The organism is Streptomyces griseoruber, assembly GCF_001514205.1.
Classification (GTDB): Bacteria; Actinomycetota; Actinomycetes; order Streptomycetales; family Streptomycetaceae; genus Streptomyces; species Streptomyces griseoruber.
In genome coordinates, this window is record NZ_KQ948780.1 from 1 (window position 1) to 18971 (window position 18971).

Genomic DNA, 18971 nt, shown 5'->3' on the forward strand with positions numbered 1-18971 from the left:
CCGTAGACGGGCCCGGTGTACTTCTCGCCCGGGCCCTGGCCCGGCTCGTCCGGGACGATCGACGCCTCGCGGAAGGCCAGCTGGAGCGACTTCAGGCCGTCGCGCAGCGGAGCCGCGTGGAAGGAACTGATCTCGGTCGCGCTCGCGTCCAGCAGTCCGGCGAGGGCGGTGACCAGCTTGCGGGCCTCGTCGAGGTCCTTGTACTTGTCGCCCTCCTCGGTGAGCCCGAGCTTCACGGCGGCCGCGCTCATCAGGTTGACGGCGACCGTGACGATCACCTCGACGGCCGGGACCTCGGCGATGTCGCGGGTCATCTCGTCGAAGTCGGCGGAAGCGGGGTCCGGGGAGCCGGCGGGGGAGGTCTCACTCATGCCCCACACGATAGGCGCAGGCCGCGCGGACCCCGTACCGAGGCTCGATTCGCCGTTCCCGGCCCGGGCTGCTAGTCTCGATTAACGACCGGTCGGACACGCGTGCCACCCAGCAGGCGGGCCCGGCCCACAAGTGGAGACTCCGAGCTCCCACCCGACTGTCCTCCGGGACGGCGGGTCACCCCGGTCAGGCGGCCGCCATCGTTCCGTACGGACGATGGAGTCGCCCGGTAGTGCGCCCCGCGATCCCCGCGACGGTGCTCCGGTAGTGCTTGGAGCCCCCGCATGTGATCGTTCGGGGCATTTTTTGTGCTTCGGCGTGGTTATAGGTCTAACGACACAGACGTTACGCGGCCGTCCGCCAGACCGTCGCGTGGTGCTACCGAGGAGGATCCATCAGCGCCGAGCCCCGCATCAACGACCGGATTCGCGTTCCAGAGGTGCGACTTGTCGGTCCCAGTGGCGAGCAGGTGGGCATCGTTCCCCTGGCCAAGGCACTGGAGCTTGCGCAGGAGTACGACCTGGACCTGGTCGAGGTCGCGGCGAACGCCCGTCCGCCGGTCTGCAAGCTCATGGACTACGGGAAGTTCAAGTACGAGTCGGCCATGAAGGCCCGTGAGGCGCGCAAGAACCAGGCGCACACGGTCATCAAGGAGATGAAGCTCCGGCCGAAGATCGACCCGCACGACTATGACACCAAGAAGGGTCACGTCGTCCGGTTCCTCAAGCAGGGCGACAAGGTCAAGATCACGATCATGTTCCGCGGTCGTGAGCAGTCCCGGCCCGAGCTGGGCTACCGACTGCTGCAGCGTCTCGCCGAGGACGTCCAGGACCTCGGGTTCGTCGAGTCGAACCCGAAGCAGGACGGCCGAAACATGATCATGGTTCTCGGTCCGCACAAGAAGAAGACCGAGGCGATGGCCGAGGCCCGTCAGGCGCAGGAGGCCCGCAAGGCCGAAGCGAAGGCCAACCCCGGCCGCTCGCAGAACCCCGCGGACGCCGAGTTCACCGACGCCGAGGCCGCCGAGGCGGCCGAGGCCCCTGCCGAGGCTTCCGCCGAGGCGTGATCCGCGGGACATACGTCCCCCGGATGTAACCCACACAGCAGCGACGCTCCACCCAGTGCCCGGTTTCACGACCGGGCACCGGAGCGCCACCGACGAGGAGAGAACGGCGCTATGCCGAAGAACAAGTCGCACAGCGGTGCCAGCAAGCGCTTCAAGGTCACCGGCTCCGGCAAGGTGCTCCGTGAGCGCGCCGGCAAGCGCCACCTGCTCGAGCACAAGTCGTCCCGAGTGACGCGTCGCCTCACCGGCAACGCCGAGATGGCCCCGGGCGACGCCGCGAAGATCAAGAAGCTTCTCGGCAAGTGACGTACGCGGCGCTTTGCCTGAGCGCCGTACGTCTGGACCGGGACCCAATCGATTCCGGGCCGTGTGACGACACCCACGGCCCCGCTACAAGGAGTTAACAAGTGGCACGCGTCAAGCGGGCAGTCAACGCCCACAAGAAGCGCCGGGCGATCCTCGAGGCGGCCTCCGGCTACCGCGGTCAGCGTTCGCGCCTGTACCGCAAGGCCAAGGAGCAGGTCACCCACTCGCTGGTCTACAACTACAACGACCGCAAGAAGCGCAAGGGCGACTTCCGTCAGCTGTGGATCCAGCGCATCAACGCCGCTGCCCGCGCCAACGGCATCACCTACAACCGCTTCATCCAGGGTCTGAAGGCCGCGAACGTCGAGGTCGACCGCAAGATCCTGGCCGAGCTCGCCGTGAACGACGCCAACGCGTTCGCCGCGCTCGTCGAGGTCGCGCAGAAGGCGCTGCCGGCGGACGTCAACGCGCCCAAGGCCGCGTGACGCTGGCGCTGGCTTTGAGCCGACGTGAGTGAAGGACCCGCAGGTTCAGCCTGCGGGTCCTTTGCTGCTGACGCCCGCCGAGGCCGTCCGTTCGGGTGCCGGCCGTCGGGGGCTGGCCGCTCCGTTCCCCGCGCCCCCAGGGGGTGCAGTCGCCCCCCGCTGCCACGCGAGCCGCACTGATACCGAAGGTGAACAGAACATGCCCCCCGCCAGCCCCGAGCTGATCTCCCCCCGTTCCCCCCGTGTGGCCGCCGCGCGACGGCTTGCCCGGCGGAACTTCCGGGGGAAGGAGCGGCTGTTCCTCGCGGAGGGGCCGCAGGCCGTGCGGGAGGCGGCGGCGTACGGCAAGGACACGCTCGTGGAACTGTTCGCCACGATCGAGGCCGCCGAGCGGTACGCCGACATCGTCGGGGAGACCAGGGCCGCCGGCGCGCGCGTCCATCTCGCCGACGAGCAGGTCATCGCGGACATCTCCACGACCGTCACCCCGCAGGGGCTGGTCGGGGTCTGCCGGTTCGTCGACACGCCCTTCGAGGAGATCCTCGCCGCCCGGCCCCGGCTGGTCGCCGTACTGGCGCATGTGCGCGACCCCGGCAACGCCGGCACCGTCCTGCGCTGCGCCGACGCCGCCGGCGCCGAGGCCGTCGTCCTGACCGACGCGTCCGTCGACCTGTACAACCCGAAGGCCGTCCGGGCCTCCGTCGGATCGCTGTTCCATCTGCCCGTCGCCGTCGGGGTCCCCGTGGAGCGGGCCGTGGCCGGGCTGAAGGGCGCCGGGGTGCGGATCCTCGCCGCCGACGGCGCGGGACAGGACGACCTCGACGACGAGCTGGACAAGGGCACCATGGGCGGGCCCACCGCCTGGGTGTTCGGCAACGAGGCCTGGGGCCTGCCCGAGGAGACCCGCGCCCTCGCCGACGCCGTCGTACGCGTCCCGATCCACGGAAAGGCCGAGAGCCTGAACCTGGCGACCGCCGCGGCCGTATGTCTCTACGCATCGGCCCGTGCACAGCGCGCCTCCGGAGGGTGCCGCTCCGTCACCGAGAGCTAGTAGGGTGACGTGCTCGGGGGCCTCCTCCGGGAGGACGGGAGGTGAGGTACGGGGATGAGTGTCGGCACGAGCAGCGCACCGGGAGCGGCCCGCCCTGCCGCTGACCTGGCCGAACTCGGCATCGACCCCGACGACCTGCCCGACGGGCTGGTCGTCGCCGACGAGCACGGGCGGGTGATCTGCTTCAACGCCGCCGCCGCGCGCATCACCGCCGTGCCGCCCGAGGAGGCCCTCGGGCAGCGGCTGGAGAAGGCCCTGCCGTTAGAGGACCTCGAGGGCCGCCGCTGGTGGCAGCTCACCGACCCCTACGGAGGGCTCGCCATCCGCACCGGCCAGCCCGAGCGCAACCTGCTGCTGCCCGGCGGCCGCGAGGTGCTCGTCACCGCGCGGTACGTCCGCACCGGACCCACCGGACCCGTCCGCCGGGTCGTCGTCTCCGTGCGGGACACCGAGGCCCGCCGCCGCACCGAGCGCAGCCACGCCGAGCTGATCGCCACCGTCGCTCACGAACTGCGCTCCCCGCTCACCTCCGTCAAGGGCTTCACCGCCACACTCCTCGCCAAATGGGCCCGCTTCACCGACGACCAGAAGCGGCTGATGCTGGAGACCGTCGACGCCGACGCCGACCGGGTGACCCGGCTCATCGCCGAGCTGCTGGACATCTCGCGGATCGACAGCGGACGGCTGGAGGTGCGCCGCCAGCCCGTCGACATAGGCGCCGCCGTCGGACGGCACATCCAGGCCTACGTCGCCGCCGGGCAGCCCGCCGACCGCTTCCTGCTCCGCATCCAGCAGCCGCTGCCCGCCCTGTGGGCCGACCCCGACAAGGTGGACCAGGTCCTCAGCAACCTCATCGAAAATGCGGTGCGCCACGGCGAGGGAACCGTCACGATTGACGTCACGCCCGCCGCGTCCCCCCGGGAAGGGGAGGACACCGGCACGTCGGTCACCGTGAGCGACGAGGGTGCCGGTATCCCGGAGGAGTCCATGAACCGCGTCTTCACCCGCTTCTGGCGGGGCAGCAAGCGCGGCGGCACGGGCCTCGGGCTGTACATCGTCAAGGGCATCGTCGAAGCCCACGGCGGCACCATCACGGTCGGCCGCGCCCCCGAGGGCGGCGCCGAGTTCCGATTTACGTTGCCCGTGGGCGCCCCGGCGTATCTCGCCTGACGGCCCGCGGGCTCTTCGTTCACCTCCACCCCGTTAGACTCGGCCTTTGGCACCTTTGTGTCCCGAAAACCATGACGCACTGGCCGCGAGAGTCGGTGACGGGGACCATCCGCCAGCCAATCGGAAGCACGGGAAGAGATGTCGGCACCGAATAAGTCGTACGACCCTGTCGAGGTCGAGGCGTTGAAACCGGAAGAAATCGAGCGCATGCGGGACGAGGCGCTCGCCGCCTTCGCCGCCGCGGACTCCCTCGACGCGCTCCAGGAGGCCAAGGTCGCCCACACCGGCGGCACCTCCCCGCTGGCGCTCGCCAACCGCGAGATCGGCGCGCTGCCCCCGCATGCCAAGGCGGCCGCCGGCAAGGTGGTCGGCCAGGCCCGCGGCGCGGTGAACAAGGCCCTCGCCGGCCGCCAGGAGGAGCTGGAGGCCGAGCGTGACGCCCGGGTGCTGGTCGAGGAGGCGGTGGACGTCACCCTGCCGTACGACCGCGTACCGGCCGGCGCCCGCCACCCGCTCACCACGCTCTCGGAGCGCATCGAGGACATCTTCGTGGCCATGGGCTACGAGGTCGCCGAGGGTCCGCAGGCCGAGGCCGAGTGGTTCAACTTCGACGCCCTGAACATCGGCCCCGACCACCCGGCGCGCGGCGAGGCCGACACGTTCTTCGTGCAGGGCCCGGACGGCGGCACCGAGTCCGGTGTCGTGCTGCGCACCCACACCTCGCCCGTGCAGATCCGCTCCCTGATGGAGCGCGAGCTGCCGGTCTATGTGATCTGCCCCGGCGTCGTCTACCGCACCGACGAGCTGGACGCCACGCACACCCCGGTGTTCCGCCAGGTCGAGCTGCTCGCCGTGGACGAGGGCCTGACCATGGCCGACCTCAAGGGCACCATGGACCACATGGTCCAGTCGCTGTTCGGCGAGGGCATCAAGACCCGGCTGCGGCCCAACTTCTTCCCGTTCACCGAGCCGTCCGCCGAGATGGACATGGTGTGCTACGTCTGCCGCGGCGAGTCCGTCGGCAACCCCGACCGCCCCTGCCGCACCTGCTCCTCCGAGGGCTGGATCGAGCTCGGCGGCTGCGGCATGGTCAACCCCAAGGTGCTCACCGCCTGTGGCGTCGACCCCGAGAAGTACAGCGGCTTCGCGTTCGGGTTCGGCATCGAACGGCTGCTGATGTTCCGCCACAACGTCGAAGACATGCGAGACATGGTCGAGGGTGACGTCCGGTTCACTCGGCCCTTCGGGATGGAGATCTGATGCGGGTCCCGCTTTCCTGGCTGCGGGAGTACGTCGACCTCCCGGCCACCGAGACCGGCCGTGACGTGCAGGCCAAGCTGGTCTCCGCCGGCCTCGAGGTCGAGACGGTCGAACAGCTCGGCGCCGACCTCAAGGGCCCCCTCGTCGTCGGTCAGGTGCTGACCATCGAGGAGCTGGAGGGCTTCAAGAAGCCGATCCGCTTCTGCACCGTCGACGTCGGCACCGCCAACGGCACCGGCGAGCCGCAGGAGATCGTCTGCGGCGCCCGCAACTTCTCCGTCGGCGACAAGGTCGTCGTCGTCCTCCCGGGCGCCGTCCTGCCCGGCGGCTTCGCCATCGCCGCCCGCAAGACCTACGGCAAGACCTCGCACGGCATGATCTGCTCCAGCGACGAGCTGGGCATGGGCGACGACGGCACCAAGGGCATCATCGTGCTGCCCCCGGAGACCGAGGTCGGCAAGGACGCCATCGAGCTGCTGGAGCTGGTCGACGAGGTCCTGGACATCGCCGTCACCGCCAACCGCGGCGACTGCCTGTCCCTGCGCGGTGTCGCCCGCGAGGCCGCCATCGCCTACGGTCTGCCGCTGCGCGACCCCGCCCTGATCGACGTACCGGCCCCGAACGCCTTCGGCTACCCGGTGCAGGTCTCCGAGCCGCTCGGCTGCGACCGCTTCACCGCCCGCACCGTCACCGGTCTGAGCCCCGAGGCGCGCTCCCCGATCTGGCTGAAGCGCCGGCTCCAGAAGGTCGGCATGCGCCCGATCTCCCTCGCCGTCGACGTCACCAACTACGTGATGACGGAGCTGGGCCAGCCGCTGCACGCCTACGACCGCTCGCTGGTCCAGGGCACCATCGGCGTCCGCCGGGCCCGGGAGGGGGAGCGGATCGTCACCCTCGACGGCGTCACCCGCAAGCTCCACGCCGAGGACCTGGTCATCACCGACGACCGCGGCCCGATCGGCCTCGCGGGCGTCATGGGCGGTGCCGACACCGAGATCGCCGACCACGACGACACCGAGAAGTCCACCGGTGACGTGGTCATCGAGGCCGCCCACTTCGACGCGGTGTCCATCGCGCGCACGGCCCGCCGGCACAAGCTGTCCTCCGAGGCCTCGCGCCGCTTCGAGCGCGGTGTCGACCCGGCCGCCGCGGCGGCCGCCGCCCAGCGCACGGTCGACCTGCTGGTGCTGCTCGCGGGCGGTACGGCCGACGCGGGCGTCACCGAGGTCGTCACCCCGTCCGGCCCGCACACCATCACCGTGCCGGCGAACCACCCCGACAAGGTCGCGGGCGTCGTCTACGGCCGCGAGACCGTCGTCCGCCGCCTCCAGGAGATCGGCTGCGACGTCTACGGGCAGGACGAGCTGATCGTCACCGTGCCGTCCTGGCGGCCCGACCTCGCCGAGATCAACGACCTCGCGGAGGAGGTCATCCGCCTGGAGGGCTACGAGAACCTGCCCTCCACGCTGCCCAAGCCCCCCTCGGGCCGCGGTCTCACCCACCGCCAGCGCCTGCACCGGCGCGTCGGCCGCGCCCTGGCCGGCGCCGGTTACGTCGAGGCCCCGAACTACCCGTTCATCGGCGAGGGCGTCTTCGACCAGCTCGGCCTGGCCGCCGACGACCCGGCCCGCCGCGTCGTCAAGCTCACCAACCCGCTCAACGACGAGGAGCCCGCGCTCCGTACGTCGCTGCTGCCGGGCCTGCTGGGCGCCCTGCGGCGCAACGACGGCCGGGGCAGCCATGACCTCGCGCTGTTCGAGACCGGCCTGGTCTTCCACCCCCGCGAGGGGGCCGGGGTCGCCGGTCACCTCCCGGTCGACCGCCGCCCGACCGACCAGGAACTCGCGGCGCTCGACGCCGTCCTCCCCGAGCAGCCGCGCCATGTCGCCGTCGTCCTCACGGGCGCCCGCGAGCAGGCCGGCTGGTGGGGCAAGGGCCGTCCGGCCGACTGGGCCGACGCCGTCGAGGCGGGGCGCGCGGTCGCCCGCGAGGCCGGTGCCGACCTGATCGTGCGCGGCGGCCAGTACGGGCCCTGGCACCCCGGTCGCTGCGCCGAGTTCGTGGTCGTCGCCGAGGGCACCGAACGGGTCGTCGGGCACGCGGGCGAGCTGCACCCCCGGGTGCTGAAGGCGCTGGGCCTGCCCGCGCGCACCTGCGCGATGGAGCTGAACCTCGACGTCCTGGAGGCGGTCGGCGACGACACCCCGCAGGCGCCGAGCATCTCCACGTTCCCCGTGGCCACGCAGGACGTCGCCCTCGTGGTCGACTCCTTCGTCCCGCACGCGGACGTCGAGGCCGCGCTGCGCGAGGGGGCGGGTGAACTGCTGGAGGGCATCCGGCTGTTCGACGTGTACGTCAACGACGAGCAGCTGGGTGACGGCAAGAAGTCGCTGGCCTATGCGTTGCGCTTCCGCGCCGGGGACCGGACGCTGACGGTCGACGAGGCGTCGGCTGCCCGGGATGCGGCGGTCGCCCTGGCCGGCGAGCGTACGGGGGCCGTTCTGCGGGGCTGAGGTCCTGTGGGGTTTCTTCACTCATCCGGGTGAGAAGGTGAGGCGAACTGGTCCTTGCGGGCCATCCCGTCGACAGAATCGGACCGGTCTTTCGAGGCCGGTCCGATCTGTGCTGTGCGGCCTTGGACGGGGGGCCAACGACCATGTTCGGCATCAGGTGGCCGTTGTTGCCCACGGCCTGGGGTGCTCTGGCGATCGCGTACAAGCTGATCTGTCCGCTGGCCCGGCAGGACGGGCTCGTCGCCAGGATCGCCACGAGTGCCGTGTTCTTCGCGGTCGGCACCGGGCTCGTACTCCATGTCCGACAGGCCCTGTTGCGGGAGTTGAACCAGGCCAGAAGGGTGGCCGGGGCCGCCCAGAGCGTGCTCCTGCGGCCCCTGCCGCCCCGGGTCGACGGGCTGGACGTGGCGGCGGCCCGGCTCTCCGCCGACCGTGGCGCCACCGTCGGCGGCGATCTCTACGAGGTCATCGCCACCGAACACGGGGTACGGGTCGTGATGGGCGACGTCCGCGGCCACGGGCTGCCCGCCCTCGGCACGGTGGCCGCCCTCCTCGGCTGCTTCCGTGAGACCGTCCACGACGAACCCGACCTGGGGCTGCTCCTGCGGAGGCTGGAGCGGGCTCTGGACCGGCATCTGCGCGAGCGTCACTCCGACACCCCGGTCGCGGAGGAGTTCGTCACCGTACTGCTGGCGGAGATCCGCGCCAACGGGGAGACGTACGCCGTGAACTGCGGACATCCCTGGCCGTACCTGCTGAGAGGCACGGGCGTGGAGCCACTGTGCCGCGCGGATCCCCTGCCACCGCTGGGTCTGTTTCCCCTGCCCGGAGAGCTCCCGCCGACACCCTGCGGGCGCCTGCTCCAGGGCGACTCCTTGATCTTCTTCACGGACGGCGCGGAGGACGCGCGAGACACACGGGGCCGTTTCTTCTCCCTGCCGGAGGCCCTGACGATGGCGGCCCATGACCACCCGGTCTCCCCGCAGCAGATCCTCCGCACGATCCTGGCGGCGATCCTCCGCCACACCGCGGGCAGACCCACCGACGACATCGCCTTACTGGTCCTTGAGAACGCGCGGCTGTCACCCCACCCGGGGGCGCGGGGAACCGTGCGAACAACCCCCACCCACCCGCAGCCGACAACGCACCCCTGACCCGCTCGACCCGCGGAGCGCAACGCCGGACCGCCGCTTATCGAGGGGGAGCCGACGGCCCGGCGAACCTCTTGCGAGGCATTCCAGTCAACCGGGCGGAAACTCTCCGCGACAGCGCGCACACAGCACGGATACGCGCACTCCGTTCACACCCCGTGTGAAGACGCACCCACTACTCTGGCCGCACCGAGGCACCGGGGGGCACCCAATGCAGCCCAACACTCTGCTCGACGCGATCCTGGACGAGGCGGGCATCTCGCACGCGGGCCTCGCCGCCCACGTCAACCAGGCCGGCCGGGCACGCGGACTCGCCCTGCGCTACGAGCACACGGCGATCGCCAGATGGCTCAAGGGACAGCGGCCGCGCGGCCAGGTGCCCGATCTGATCTGCGAGGTCCTCGCGGGCCGGCTGCACCGGCCGGTCACCCTCGACGACATCGGCCTCGGCGTACCGGGCGAGCCGTCCGCCCCGCACGGCACCTCCCTCTCCGGCTTCGTCGAGCGCGCCACCGCCCTGTGGCGCTCCGACGAGCAGCAGCGCCCCCACCTCCTCGGCGCCCCCGCCATGACCGGGACGCCGGCCGTGATGCCCGTGTGGGAGTGGGAGAACCCGCCCGAGGACGTCGACGTCTCCCGGGGCGGCCGGCACCGCGTCACCTCCGCCGACCTCGAGATGCTGCGTGCCGCCCGCACCCACTACGAGCAGATGTACCGCAAGGCGGGCGGCATCGCGACCCGCAGCCGTATCGTCGGCTTCCTCAACGCCGAGGCCGCGCCCCTGCTGCGCGGCAGCTACACCGACGAGACGGGGCGTCAACTGCACCGGGCGACCGGCGGGTTGGTGGCCGTCGCCGGGATCTGCGCCTACGACTCCGACGCGCACGGCCTCGCCCAGCGCTACTTCCACCAGGCCCTCAGACTCGCCAAGGCCAGCGGGGACCGGGGACTTGGCGCGTACGTCATCGCCCTCCTCGTCAACCAGTCGCTGTTCATGCGGGAGTACCGGCAGGCCGTCGCCTTCGCGGAGGCCGCGCTGCGGGCCGCCGGCAAGCACATCACCCCCGCCCTGTCCTCCGATCTGTACGCGATGCAGGCCAAGGCGTACGCCCACCTCGGCGACGGTACGAGCGCGCTGTCGTGCATTCGGCGGGCGGAGACGGCCGCCGATCGCATCCGGCGGGGCGTCGAACCCGACGAGACCGGCTATGTCCAGCCCGGTCTGGTGAACGTGCAGGTGGCGGAGGCGCTGCTCAGCCTCGGTGAGATCGCCGCGGCCGCCGAACACGCCCAGGCCGCGGTCGGCACGCCCGCGCACGACCGGGGCCGGGTGCACCGGCTCGCCATGCTCAGCACGATCGAACTGCGCCAGGGCCATGCCGACAAGGCCGTGGTCACCGCCGTCCGGATGGCCGAACAGGCCCGGGGAATGGAGTCCCAGCGGCTGCGCGACAGACTCCGGGCGGTGCGCGAACACCTGGTGCGCAGCGGCTGTTCGGGCACCGCCGAGGCGGCCGAACTCATCGACGGAGCACTGCGCGTACCGCTCTAGTGCCGCGGCAGGCAACGTTCGCCCCGTCGCGACGCCCGGCACGCACTCTCGCCGCACCGGCCGAAAGCCCAAGTACGTCCAGTACGAGGACTTCCGGCCGGCACGCCGAGAGCACGCACCGGACGCCGCTCCTTGACGGGCAAACGTTGCCTGCCGCGGCACTAGACCTCCGGGGCGCTCCACAGTCCCTGCTGCGATATTGCCACTCACCCGACGGAAGGTGGCAGAACCGTGCAGTGGACGAAACAGAACGAACAAACTGTGTATGAAAACCGCTGGTTCAGCGTCAACCTGGCCGATGTGGAGCTGCCGGACGGCCGGCACCTGGACCACTTCCTGATACGCCTGCGGCCCGTCGCCGTGGCCACGGTGGTCAACGAGGCGAACGAGGTCCTGCTCCTGTGGCGCCACCGTTTCATCACCGACAGCTGGGGCTGGGAACTCGCGGCGGGCGTCGTCGAGGACGGCGAGGACATCGCCCGCGCGGCCGCCAGGGAACTCGAGGAGGAGACCGGCTGGCGGCCGGGGCCCCTGCACCACCTCATGAGCGTGGAGCCGTCCAACGGTCTCACCGACGCCGTCCACCACATCTACTGGGCGGACCGGGGCGAGTACGTGGGACACCCCGTGGACGACTTCGAGTCGGACCGACGGGAGTGGGTCCCCCTGAAGGTCGTACCCGACCTGGTCGCGCGAGGGGAGGTCCCGGCCGCCAACATGGCGGCCGCGTTGATGCTGTTGCACCACCTCAGGCTGACGGGGGACTAGCGGGCCAGCGCCTGCCAGAGCGTCACGACGAGCGCCCCCAGCGCGGTGAGCGCCGCGAGCGAGGGCAGCGGCCAGCGTGTGTGTTCCAGCGAGACCATACGGGCGTTCAGCTCGTCCAGCTCCTTGGCGGTCTCCTCGGTGCGATGGGTGATCAGGGCCAGCCCGCCCTCGACGCGGGCGTAGGCCACGTCCAGCCGGCGACGTAACTCCGCGAGTTCTCCATGGACGACGGGATGCTCGGGATCGGCGGTCACGTGTCCGCTCCTTTCCGTGGTCGACTCACATCCCTGCATGTGCATGGTGAGTCAACTCGCCCGGTGGGCCGGCGGGGAGCGTGTGCGCGCGGCATATGCGGGCCCGCCGTGCACACGGTGTGTGAAACACACGGGCCCGGCACTCCGCAGAGCGCCGGGCCCGTGTCGACCACGGTGGATCATCAGTAGGTGTAGAACCCCGAGCCGGTCTTGCGGCCCAGCCGGCCCGCGTCCACCATGCGCGCCAGCAGCGGGGGAGCGGCGTACAGCGGCTCCTTGTACTCGTCGTACATCGACTGCGCGACCGAGGCGACCGTGTCCAGGCCGATCAGGTCGGACAGCTTCAGCGGGCCCATCGGGTGGGCGCAGCCCATCTCCATGCCGTTGTCGATGTCCTCGCGGCTGGCGATGCCCGTCTCGAACATCCTGATCGCGGAGAGCAGATACGGGATCAGCAGCGCGTTGACGACGAAGCCGGAGCGGTCCTGGGCGCGGATCGCGTGCTTGCCCAGCACCTTCTCGGCGAACAGCTGCGCCCGGCTCAGCGTGCCCTCGGAGGTGGTCAGCGCCGGGATCAGCTCGACCAGCTTCTGCACGGGGGCCGGGTTGAAGAAGTGGATGCCGACGACCTGGTCGGGCCGCGAGGTGGCGACCGCCAGCTTCACCAGCGGGATGGAGGAGGTGTTGGAGGCCAGGATGGCGTCCGGGCGGCTCACCACCTGGTCGAGGACCTGGAAGATCTCCGTCTTGACCTGCTCGTTCTCCACGACGGCCTCGATGACGAGGTCCCGGTCGGCGAACTCGCCGAGGTCCGTGGTGAAGCTCAGCCGCGCCTGCGTCGCGTCCCGCTCCGCCGCGGAGATCTTGCCGCGCTCGGCGGCCTTGGCCAGGGAGCCGAACAGCCGGGTCCGGCCGAACTCCAGGGCCTCACCGGTGGTCTCGGCGACCTTGACGTCGAGTCCGGCGCGGGCGCAGACCTCGGCGATGCCCGCTCCCATCTGGCCGCAGCCCACGACTCCGACGCGTTCGATGTCCGTCACATCGTCCCCTTCGCTGACTCTCACTCTGACTCTGGCGGTGACGCCGGCTCTGAGTCCGTTGCCTGGGACAGGTCCGCCGGGTTGCGGTCTGCCTGCTCCGATCGTGCACGTTACTAGCAGGTATCGATGATCGATCACCGGGGGCGGTGCATGCTGTGCGCGGAGACGATCCGTGACCGAGCGGATCCATGGCGTGACACAGGGATGGGTGCGATGGGGCGACTGACCCGGAGGGCGTTCGCGCTTGCGGCGCTGTCGGCGTTCACCACGGCGGGCACGGCGGGCACGGCGGCCCCCGCTCCCGCGCAGGGCGGAGCGGGGGAGAGCCGGGCGACGGCCGAGATGCGGGGCATGTGGCTCGCCACGGTGGCCAACCGCGACTGGCCGTCCAAGCCGGGGCTGACCGCAGCCCAGCAGCGCAAGGAGCTGATCGACTGGCTGGACCTGGCGGTCCGTAACCGGCTCAACACGGTGGTCTTCCAGGTGCGGCCCACGGCCGACGCGCTGTGGCCGTCCCCCTACGAGCCCTGGTCGCAGGTCCTCACCGGCACCCAGGGCAAGTCACCGGGCTGGGACCCGCTGGGCACCGCCGTCACCGAGGCCCACGCCCGCGGCCTCGAACTGCACGCCTGGTTCAACCCGTACCGGGTCGCCACCCACGCCGACCGCTCCAGGCTGGTCGCCGCCCACCCGGTCCGCAAACACCCGGACTGGGCGGTGGAGTACGGCGGCAGGCTCTACTACAACCCGGGGCTGCCGGCGGTCCGCGCCTTCGTCCAGGACGCGATGCTGGACGCGGTCAAGAGGTACCCCGTCGACGCGGTCCACTTCGACGACTACTTCTACCCCTACCCGGTCGCGGGCCAGTCCTTCGACGACGACGACGCGTACGACGCCCACGGCGGCACCTTCACCACCCGGGCCGCCTGGCGGCGGGACAACGTCAACAAGCTGGTGCGGGAGATGGCCGCCCGCATCAAGGCCGTCCGCCCGGGCACCCAGTTCGGCATCAGCCCGTTCGGGGTGTGGCGCAACGCCTCCACCGACTCACGCGGCTCGGACACCCGCGCCTTCCAGTCGTACGACGAGATCTACGCGGACAGCCGGAAGTGGGTGAAGGAGGGCTGGCTCGACTACGTCGTCCCGCAGCTCTACTGGGAGATCGGCAACTCCGCCGCCGACTACGCCAAGCTCGTGCCCTGGTGGGCGGAGGCGGTCAAGGGCAGCCGGACCCGGCTCTACCTCGGCGAGGGCCTGTACAAGGCGGGCGCCTCGGGGCAGCCCGCGGCCTGGTCGGCCAAGGCCGAACTGAGCAGGCACCTCACGCTGGCGAAGAAGTACCCGCAGGCACGCGGGCATGTCTTCTTCGCCGCCAAGGACGTACGGACGGACCGGATCGGGGCGATGGCGCGGGTGGTCGCCGACCACTACGGGCAGTCGGCGAAGCCCCCGCGCTGATCTACCGCTGTTCCTCGGACGCGGTCCGGTGACGGATCTCGGTGTCGGGGCCGGGTGAGCACACGCCCACGTGCCCGTCGGTGAAGCGGACGCGGAACGGCGGGTTGCCGTCCTGGCCCAGTACTTCGACGATCTCGCCGACCTTGTCGTGTTGGCCGACCACCCTGCCGTGCTGGACAAACTGGTCGCCCGCGGTTGCACGCATCTGCGGGGCCTCCTCGCCGTGTGGAAGGGAGCAGTGGTCCGTGGTGTCGATTCCAGGGTCTGCCTCCCGGCTCGCGCCGGGATTGCGGGCCCTGGCATCCCGGGGCCTGCGCTTGTGCGGCCCTAGCCCCGCGCCCGCTGGGTGACGGCGATGCAGACCAGTACCGCCGCCGCGGTCAGCGGTGCGGCGGGCGTGAGGTGTTCGCCCAGCAGCAGCACCGACCACACCAGTGTGAGCAGCGGCTGCGCCAACTGCAACTGGCTGGCCTTCGGGATGCCGATGGCCGCCATGCCCCGGTACCAGACCACCAGGCCGAGGAACTGCGAGCCGGCTGCCAGCCACACCAGCCCGGCCACGCTGTGCGCGGTCAGTGCGACGGGCTCGTGGGCCAGGGCGAGGGCGGCGGCGGGCACCCCGAGCGGCAGACAGAAGACCAGCGCCCAGCCGATCACCTGCCAGCCCGGCATCACCCGGGCCAGCCGGCCGCCCTCCGTGTAGCCGGCCGCGCACACCAGCAGCGCCCCGAACAGATAGAGATCGGAGCTGGTCAGCGCCCCGCCGCTCTGCTGCACGGTGAACGCCACCACCGCGGCGGCCCCCGCGAACGCCGCCGTCCAGAAGGTGCGCGAGGGCCGGGTGCCCATGCGCAGGGCGGACAGCAGCGCGGTGGTCAGCGGCAGCAGGCCGACGACGACGGCGGCATGGGCCGTGGTGGAGGTCCGGAGCGCGAGGGTGGTCAGGAGCGGGAAGCCGACGACCACGCCGCCGGCCACCACCGCGAGTCCCGCCCAGTGCCGCCGCTCGGGCACCGGTACCCGCAGCGCCAGCAGACACCCGCCCGCGACCAGCGCGGCCAGCACACTGCGCACCGCCACCAGTGACCAGGGGCCGAAGCCCTCCAGCCCCCAGGCGGTGGCGGGGAAGGTGAGGGAGAAGGCGACGACCCCGAGGGCCGCCTGGAGGGTGCCGAGACCGCGGGCGGGCGGGGTGCTGACCGCTATCGAGGGCGGCGCGATAGCGCTACTCTGTGTCTTCATGCAAGAGCGTAGCAGTGTGGGTGACCTGGCGGATCGACTTCGAAGAGAGCTGGACCGCTACTCTCATGGTGGAAAGCTCCCATCGAGCCGGACACTGGTCGAACGGTTCCGGGTGAGCCCGGTGACCGTCTCGCGGGCGCTCGCCCAACTGGCGGCCGAGGGACTGGTGGTGACCCGGCCCGGGGCCGGCGCGTTCCGGGCCCGGCCCCGCCCCGCGGCCGTACCCGCGGGGGACACCTCCTGGCAGGAGGTCGCCCTCAGCGCGGACGGCGCCGCCGACCGCGTCCCGCGCTCGGCCGACGCCACCGGCGTCACCGTCTCCCTGGCCGCCCCGCCGCCCGGTGTGGTCGAGTTCAACGGAGGCTATCTGCACCCCTCGCTGCAACCCGAGCGCGCCATGTCCGAGGCCCTGGCCCGCGCCGGACGCCGGCCCGGCGCCTGGGGACGGCCTCCGATGGAGGGCCTGCCGGAGCTGCGGGAGTGGTTCGCCCGCACCATCGGCGGGAGCGTCGGCGCGGCCGAGGTACTGGTCAGCGCCGGCGGTCAGGCGGCGCTGACCACCGCCCTGCGCGCCCTCGCCCCGCCCGGCGCGCCGGTCCTCGTCGAATCGCCGACCTACCCCGGCATGCTCGCCATCGCCCGCTCGGCGGGTCTGCGCCCGGTTCCCGTCCCGGTCGACGCCGACGGCGTGAAGCCGGACCTGCTCGCCGACGCCTTCCGCGCCACCGGCGCCCGGGTGTTCGTCTGCCAGCCGCTGTTCCAGAACCCGACCGGCGCCGTCCTCGCCCCCGCCCGGCGCGGCGAGGTGCTGCGCATCGCACGGGAGGCGGGCGCCTTCGTCGTCGAGGACGACTTCGTACGCCGGCTCGCGCACGAGGACGCGGGCCCCCTGCCCCGCCCGCTCGCCGCCGACGACCCCGACGGAGTCGTCGTCCACGTCGGCTCGCTCACCAAGGCGACCTCGCCCAGCTTCCGGGTGTGCGCCCTCGCCGCGCGCGGACCGGTGCTGGAACGGCTGCGCGCGATCCAGGTCGTCGACACCTTCTTCGTGCCCCGCCCGCTCCAGGAGGCGGCCCTGGAGCTCGTCGGCTCGCCCGCCTGGCCGCGCCATCTGCGGACCGTCGCCGCCGAACTCCGCGCCCGCAGGGACGCGATGACCTCCGCGCTCCGGCTGCGCCTGCCCGAACTCGCCCTCCCGCACATCCCGTCCGGCGGCTACCACCTGTGGCTCCGGCTGCCCGACGGTACGGAGGAGACCGTGTTCACGGCGGCCGCCCTGCGCGCCGGTGTCGCCCTCACCCCCGGCCGTCCGTACTTCAGCGCCGAACCCCCGGCCGCCCACGTCCGGCTGAGCTTCGCGGCCGTCGCGGGCACGGAGGAGATCGCGGAGGGGGTACGACGGCTGCGCGCGGCCTGCGACGAGGTGCTCCCGGCAAATCGTTCGACATGACGTGCCGCCCGCTGTGAGGATCCGGCCATGAACGCCGTCCCGCCCCTCGCCGAGGGCTACGAGATCTCCGCCGACCCCGCCCGCATCGACGCCGGGCGCGTCCACCGCTGGCTGTCCACCGACGCGTACTGGGCGCTCGGGCGCGAGCGGGAGCGGCAGGACCGGGCGATCGCCGCCTCGCTGAACTTCGGGGTCTACGACTCCGCCTCCGGCGAGCAGGTCGCCTACGCGCGCGTGGTGACCGATCTCGCGACCTTCGCCTGGCTGTGCGACGTCTACGTGGACCCGGCGGTGCGCGGCAAGGGCATCGGGACCTCGCTCGTCGCCGCCGTACGCGACCACCTGCTGCCGCACGGACTGCGCCGGATCCTGCTCGCCACGCACGACGCCCACGGGGTGTACGAGAAGGTCGGCTTCGAGGCGCTGGAGGAGCCGGACCGGTGGATGGCGCTGATCTTCGCGAAGCTCGGCATGGAGTGAGGCCGGCGTCGGGTTGCGTGAGGCTCGTTTTCTCAGGACTTGTCCGGCACTTCCTGACTCGCCGGTAAGAATTCCGGTGCCTGTCGCCCGGCATCCCTTGACCTGCGCAGTTGCTCGGCTCACCATCACCGCATGCCACTTCGGGTGACGTTCGTCGCGGCCGCGCGCAGCTCGCCGCTGCTCGCGGAGCGCTTCGAGGACGACCGGCCGCTGGACCAGGCGGGCTGGGACGAGGTGCAGCGGGTGGTCCCCGACCTCCTGCCCCTCGCCGCCGCCGAGCTGCGCTACTGCTCGCCCACCCCGAGCAGCCGTATCACCGGTGACGCCCTCGGCTATGCCCCGCTCGTGCAACTCGCCCTGCGCGACTGTGCCATGGGCCGCTGGCGGGGCCTGACCCTGGGCGAGGCGATGGCCCGTGAACCGGCCGCCGTGGATGCCTGGCTGGCCGACCCGCTGGCCACCCCGCACGGCGGCGAGTCCCTGCTGGACTTCATCACCCGGGTGGGTGACTGGCTCGACACCCGCCCGCTCGGGGACGGCGACCGGATCGTGGCGGTCGCCGAGCCCGGCGTGATCCGCGCCGCCGTGGTGTACGCCCTCAAGGCGCCGCCGTCGACGTACTGGAACATCGATGTGCGCCCCCTGTCGACGACCACCGTCACCGGCCGGGGCGGGCGCTGGAACCTGCGCCTGGAAGGGGCGTCGGTTCATCCCACGCGCGCGTAGTCCGTGGTGAGCAGCAGGTCCTTGGCGGGGCCGCGGACCTGCCACACCGTGCGCCAGTGGTCCGCGTCCCGGACGGTGAACTCGCCCCGGTAGAGGTCCGCGGAACACGGGTGGTCGGCGGTGTGCCGGCCGGTCGTCAGGTCCAGGTCGTGGAAGGGCCGGCCGTCGGCGAACCGGACGTCCGCCGTGCCCGGCACCGGACCGGGCAGGAAGCGCAAGGTGCGTTCGGCGGGCCGGTCGACCCCCTGCCAGGTGAACGTGCCGGACTCCTCGTGCAGCAGACCCCCGCCGTCCAGCGGGCTGAACACGGTGGTGCCCCGGAACCGGCCCTCGGCCCCGCTCGCCCGATCCCGCACCACGCGCTCCACGCGCCACCGCCCGGCGAGATGGGCGAGGACGTCCGGAACCGGCCGGAACGCGTCCACCGCCGTCACCCCCTCCTCGGCCGACGCCGCCGTCCGTCGGGGGAGTCGCTGGGTGCCTTGCGGTCGGCCCGGGCCCGGATCTCGTGGTGCGAGGCATGGCTGGTGGCACGGAAGACCTCCTCGTGGGCGGTCGGCGCCCCGCTCATCGCGGCCCCGGCGCCGCCGGGCGCCGGATCAGCCGCGCCGCCCAGGTGGGGAGCGC

At 71.9% G+C, this 18971-nt stretch carries 20 protein-coding genes; 14 read left to right on the forward strand and 6 right to left on the reverse strand.

Annotation, left to right across the window (positions count from 1 at the left end):
- Positions 1-371: DUF1844 domain-containing protein (locus tag AQJ64_RS35295; protein WP_055638854.1), on the reverse strand; the 371-nt coding region annotated here is incomplete at its 3' end.
- A 395-nt stretch (positions 372-766) separates the two neighbouring features.
- Here AQJ64_RS35295 and infC point away from each other — a divergent pair.
- From infC to AQJ64_RS35345, 10 genes are all read left to right on the forward strand, one after another.
- Positions 767-1438: a translation initiation factor IF-3 gene (infC, locus tag AQJ64_RS35300; RefSeq protein WP_079062133.1), complete on the forward strand. Its 672-nt coding sequence runs from the start codon at positions 767-769 to the stop codon at positions 1436-1438.
- Between the two features lie 111 nt (positions 1439-1549).
- A complete protein-coding gene (gene rpmI, locus AQJ64_RS35305; RefSeq protein WP_004933563.1) occupies positions 1550-1744 on the forward strand; it encodes a 50S ribosomal protein L35 in 195 nt (64 codons plus the stop codon).
- Positions 1745-1845: 101 nt separating this feature from the next.
- Positions 1846-2229, forward strand: coding sequence for a 50S ribosomal protein L20 (rplT, locus tag AQJ64_RS35310; protein ID WP_010350261.1), 384 nt, complete (start codon positions 1846-1848; stop codon positions 2227-2229).
- A 199-nt stretch (positions 2230-2428) separates the two neighbouring features.
- Positions 2429-3280, forward strand: coding sequence for a TrmH family RNA methyltransferase (locus AQJ64_RS35315; protein WP_059203309.1), 852 nt, complete (start codon positions 2429-2431; stop codon positions 3278-3280).
- A gap of 54 nt (positions 3281-3334) precedes the next feature.
- On the forward strand, positions 3335-4450 hold the full coding sequence (locus AQJ64_RS35320; RefSeq protein ID WP_055634540.1) for a sensor histidine kinase: 1116 nt from the start codon (positions 3335-3337) through the stop codon (positions 4448-4450).
- 138 nt (positions 4451-4588) lie between these two features.
- Entirely contained in the window at positions 4589-5710 is a 1122-nt protein-coding gene (gene pheS, locus AQJ64_RS35325) for a phenylalanine--tRNA ligase subunit alpha (protein WP_055634541.1), read from the forward strand.
- Entirely contained in the window at positions 5710-8223 is a 2514-nt protein-coding gene (pheT, locus tag AQJ64_RS35330) for a phenylalanine--tRNA ligase subunit beta (RefSeq protein ID WP_055634542.1), read from the forward strand. The genes pheS and pheT overlap by 1 nt, the downstream gene beginning before the upstream one ends.
- Positions 8224-8366: 143 nt before the next feature.
- Positions 8367-9377 (forward strand): PP2C family protein-serine/threonine phosphatase, encoded by a 1011-nt coding sequence (locus AQJ64_RS35335; protein WP_055634543.1) that lies wholly within the window; start codon positions 8367-8369, stop codon positions 9375-9377.
- 208 nt (positions 9378-9585) lie between these two features.
- A complete protein-coding gene (locus AQJ64_RS35340; protein ID WP_055634544.1) occupies positions 9586-10926 on the forward strand; it encodes an NsdA family TPR-like regulatory protein in 1341 nt (446 codons plus the stop codon).
- A gap of 231 nt (positions 10927-11157) precedes the next feature.
- Positions 11158-11694: an NUDIX hydrolase gene (locus AQJ64_RS35345; RefSeq protein ID WP_079062135.1), complete on the forward strand. Its 537-nt coding sequence runs from the start codon at positions 11158-11160 to the stop codon at positions 11692-11694.
- On the opposite strand, the gene AQJ64_RS35350 is transcribed toward AQJ64_RS35345, so the two are convergent.
- Both AQJ64_RS35350 and AQJ64_RS35355 read right to left on the reverse strand, forming a co-directional pair.
- Positions 11691-11948, reverse strand: coding sequence for a hypothetical protein (locus AQJ64_RS35350; protein WP_055634546.1), 258 nt, complete (start codon positions 11946-11948; stop codon positions 11691-11693). The two genes, AQJ64_RS35345 and AQJ64_RS35350, sit on opposite strands and share 4 nt — an antisense overlap.
- A gap of 182 nt (positions 11949-12130) precedes the next feature.
- Entirely contained in the window at positions 12131-12988 is an 858-nt protein-coding gene (locus AQJ64_RS35355) for a 3-hydroxybutyryl-CoA dehydrogenase (RefSeq protein ID WP_055634547.1), read from the reverse strand.
- Positions 12989-13201: 213 nt separating this feature from the next.
- On the opposite strand from AQJ64_RS35355, the gene AQJ64_RS35360 reads away from it, so the two are divergent.
- Complete coding sequence (locus AQJ64_RS35360) at positions 13202-14446, forward strand: glycoside hydrolase family 10-like protein (protein WP_055634548.1); 1245 nt, start codon at positions 13202-13204, stop codon at positions 14444-14446.
- Position 14447: 1 nt separating this feature from the next.
- Here the strand turns inward: AQJ64_RS35360 and AQJ64_RS35365 are convergent, their stop codons facing one another.
- Entirely contained in the window at positions 14448-14651 is a 204-nt protein-coding gene (locus tag AQJ64_RS35365; protein WP_055634549.1) for a DUF1918 domain-containing protein, read from the reverse strand.
- Positions 14652-14773: 122 nt separating this feature from the next.
- A complete protein-coding gene (locus tag AQJ64_RS35370; protein ID WP_055634550.1) occupies positions 14774-15688 on the reverse strand; it encodes a DMT family transporter in 915 nt (304 codons plus the stop codon).
- Between AQJ64_RS35370 and AQJ64_RS35375 the strand changes: the two genes are divergently transcribed.
- From AQJ64_RS35375 to AQJ64_RS35385, 3 genes are all read left to right on the forward strand, one after another.
- On the forward strand, positions 15687-17138 hold the full coding sequence (locus AQJ64_RS35375; protein ID WP_059203310.1) for an aminotransferase-like domain-containing protein: 1452 nt from the start codon (positions 15687-15689) through the stop codon (positions 17136-17138). The genes AQJ64_RS35370 and AQJ64_RS35375 overlap by 2 nt on opposite strands.
- Positions 17139-17165: 27 nt before the next feature.
- Positions 17166-17618 carry a GNAT family N-acetyltransferase gene (locus AQJ64_RS35380; protein WP_055634552.1) on the forward strand — a complete coding sequence of 151 codons (453 nt, stop codon included), beginning with the start codon at positions 17166-17168 and terminating at the stop codon, positions 17616-17618.
- Positions 17619-17750: 132 nt separating this feature from the next.
- On the forward strand, positions 17751-18344 hold the full coding sequence (locus AQJ64_RS35385; RefSeq protein WP_055634553.1) for a histidine phosphatase family protein: 594 nt from the start codon (positions 17751-17753) through the stop codon (positions 18342-18344).
- On the opposite strand, the gene AQJ64_RS35390 is transcribed toward AQJ64_RS35385, so the two are convergent.
- The gene (locus AQJ64_RS35390) at positions 18326-18769 is read right to left on the reverse strand and encodes a DUF6314 family protein (protein WP_055634555.1); all 444 of its coding nucleotides are present in this window, start codon (positions 18767-18769) and stop codon (positions 18326-18328) included. The genes AQJ64_RS35385 and AQJ64_RS35390 overlap by 19 nt on opposite strands.
- Between the last annotated feature and the right edge of the window lie 202 nt (positions 18770-18971).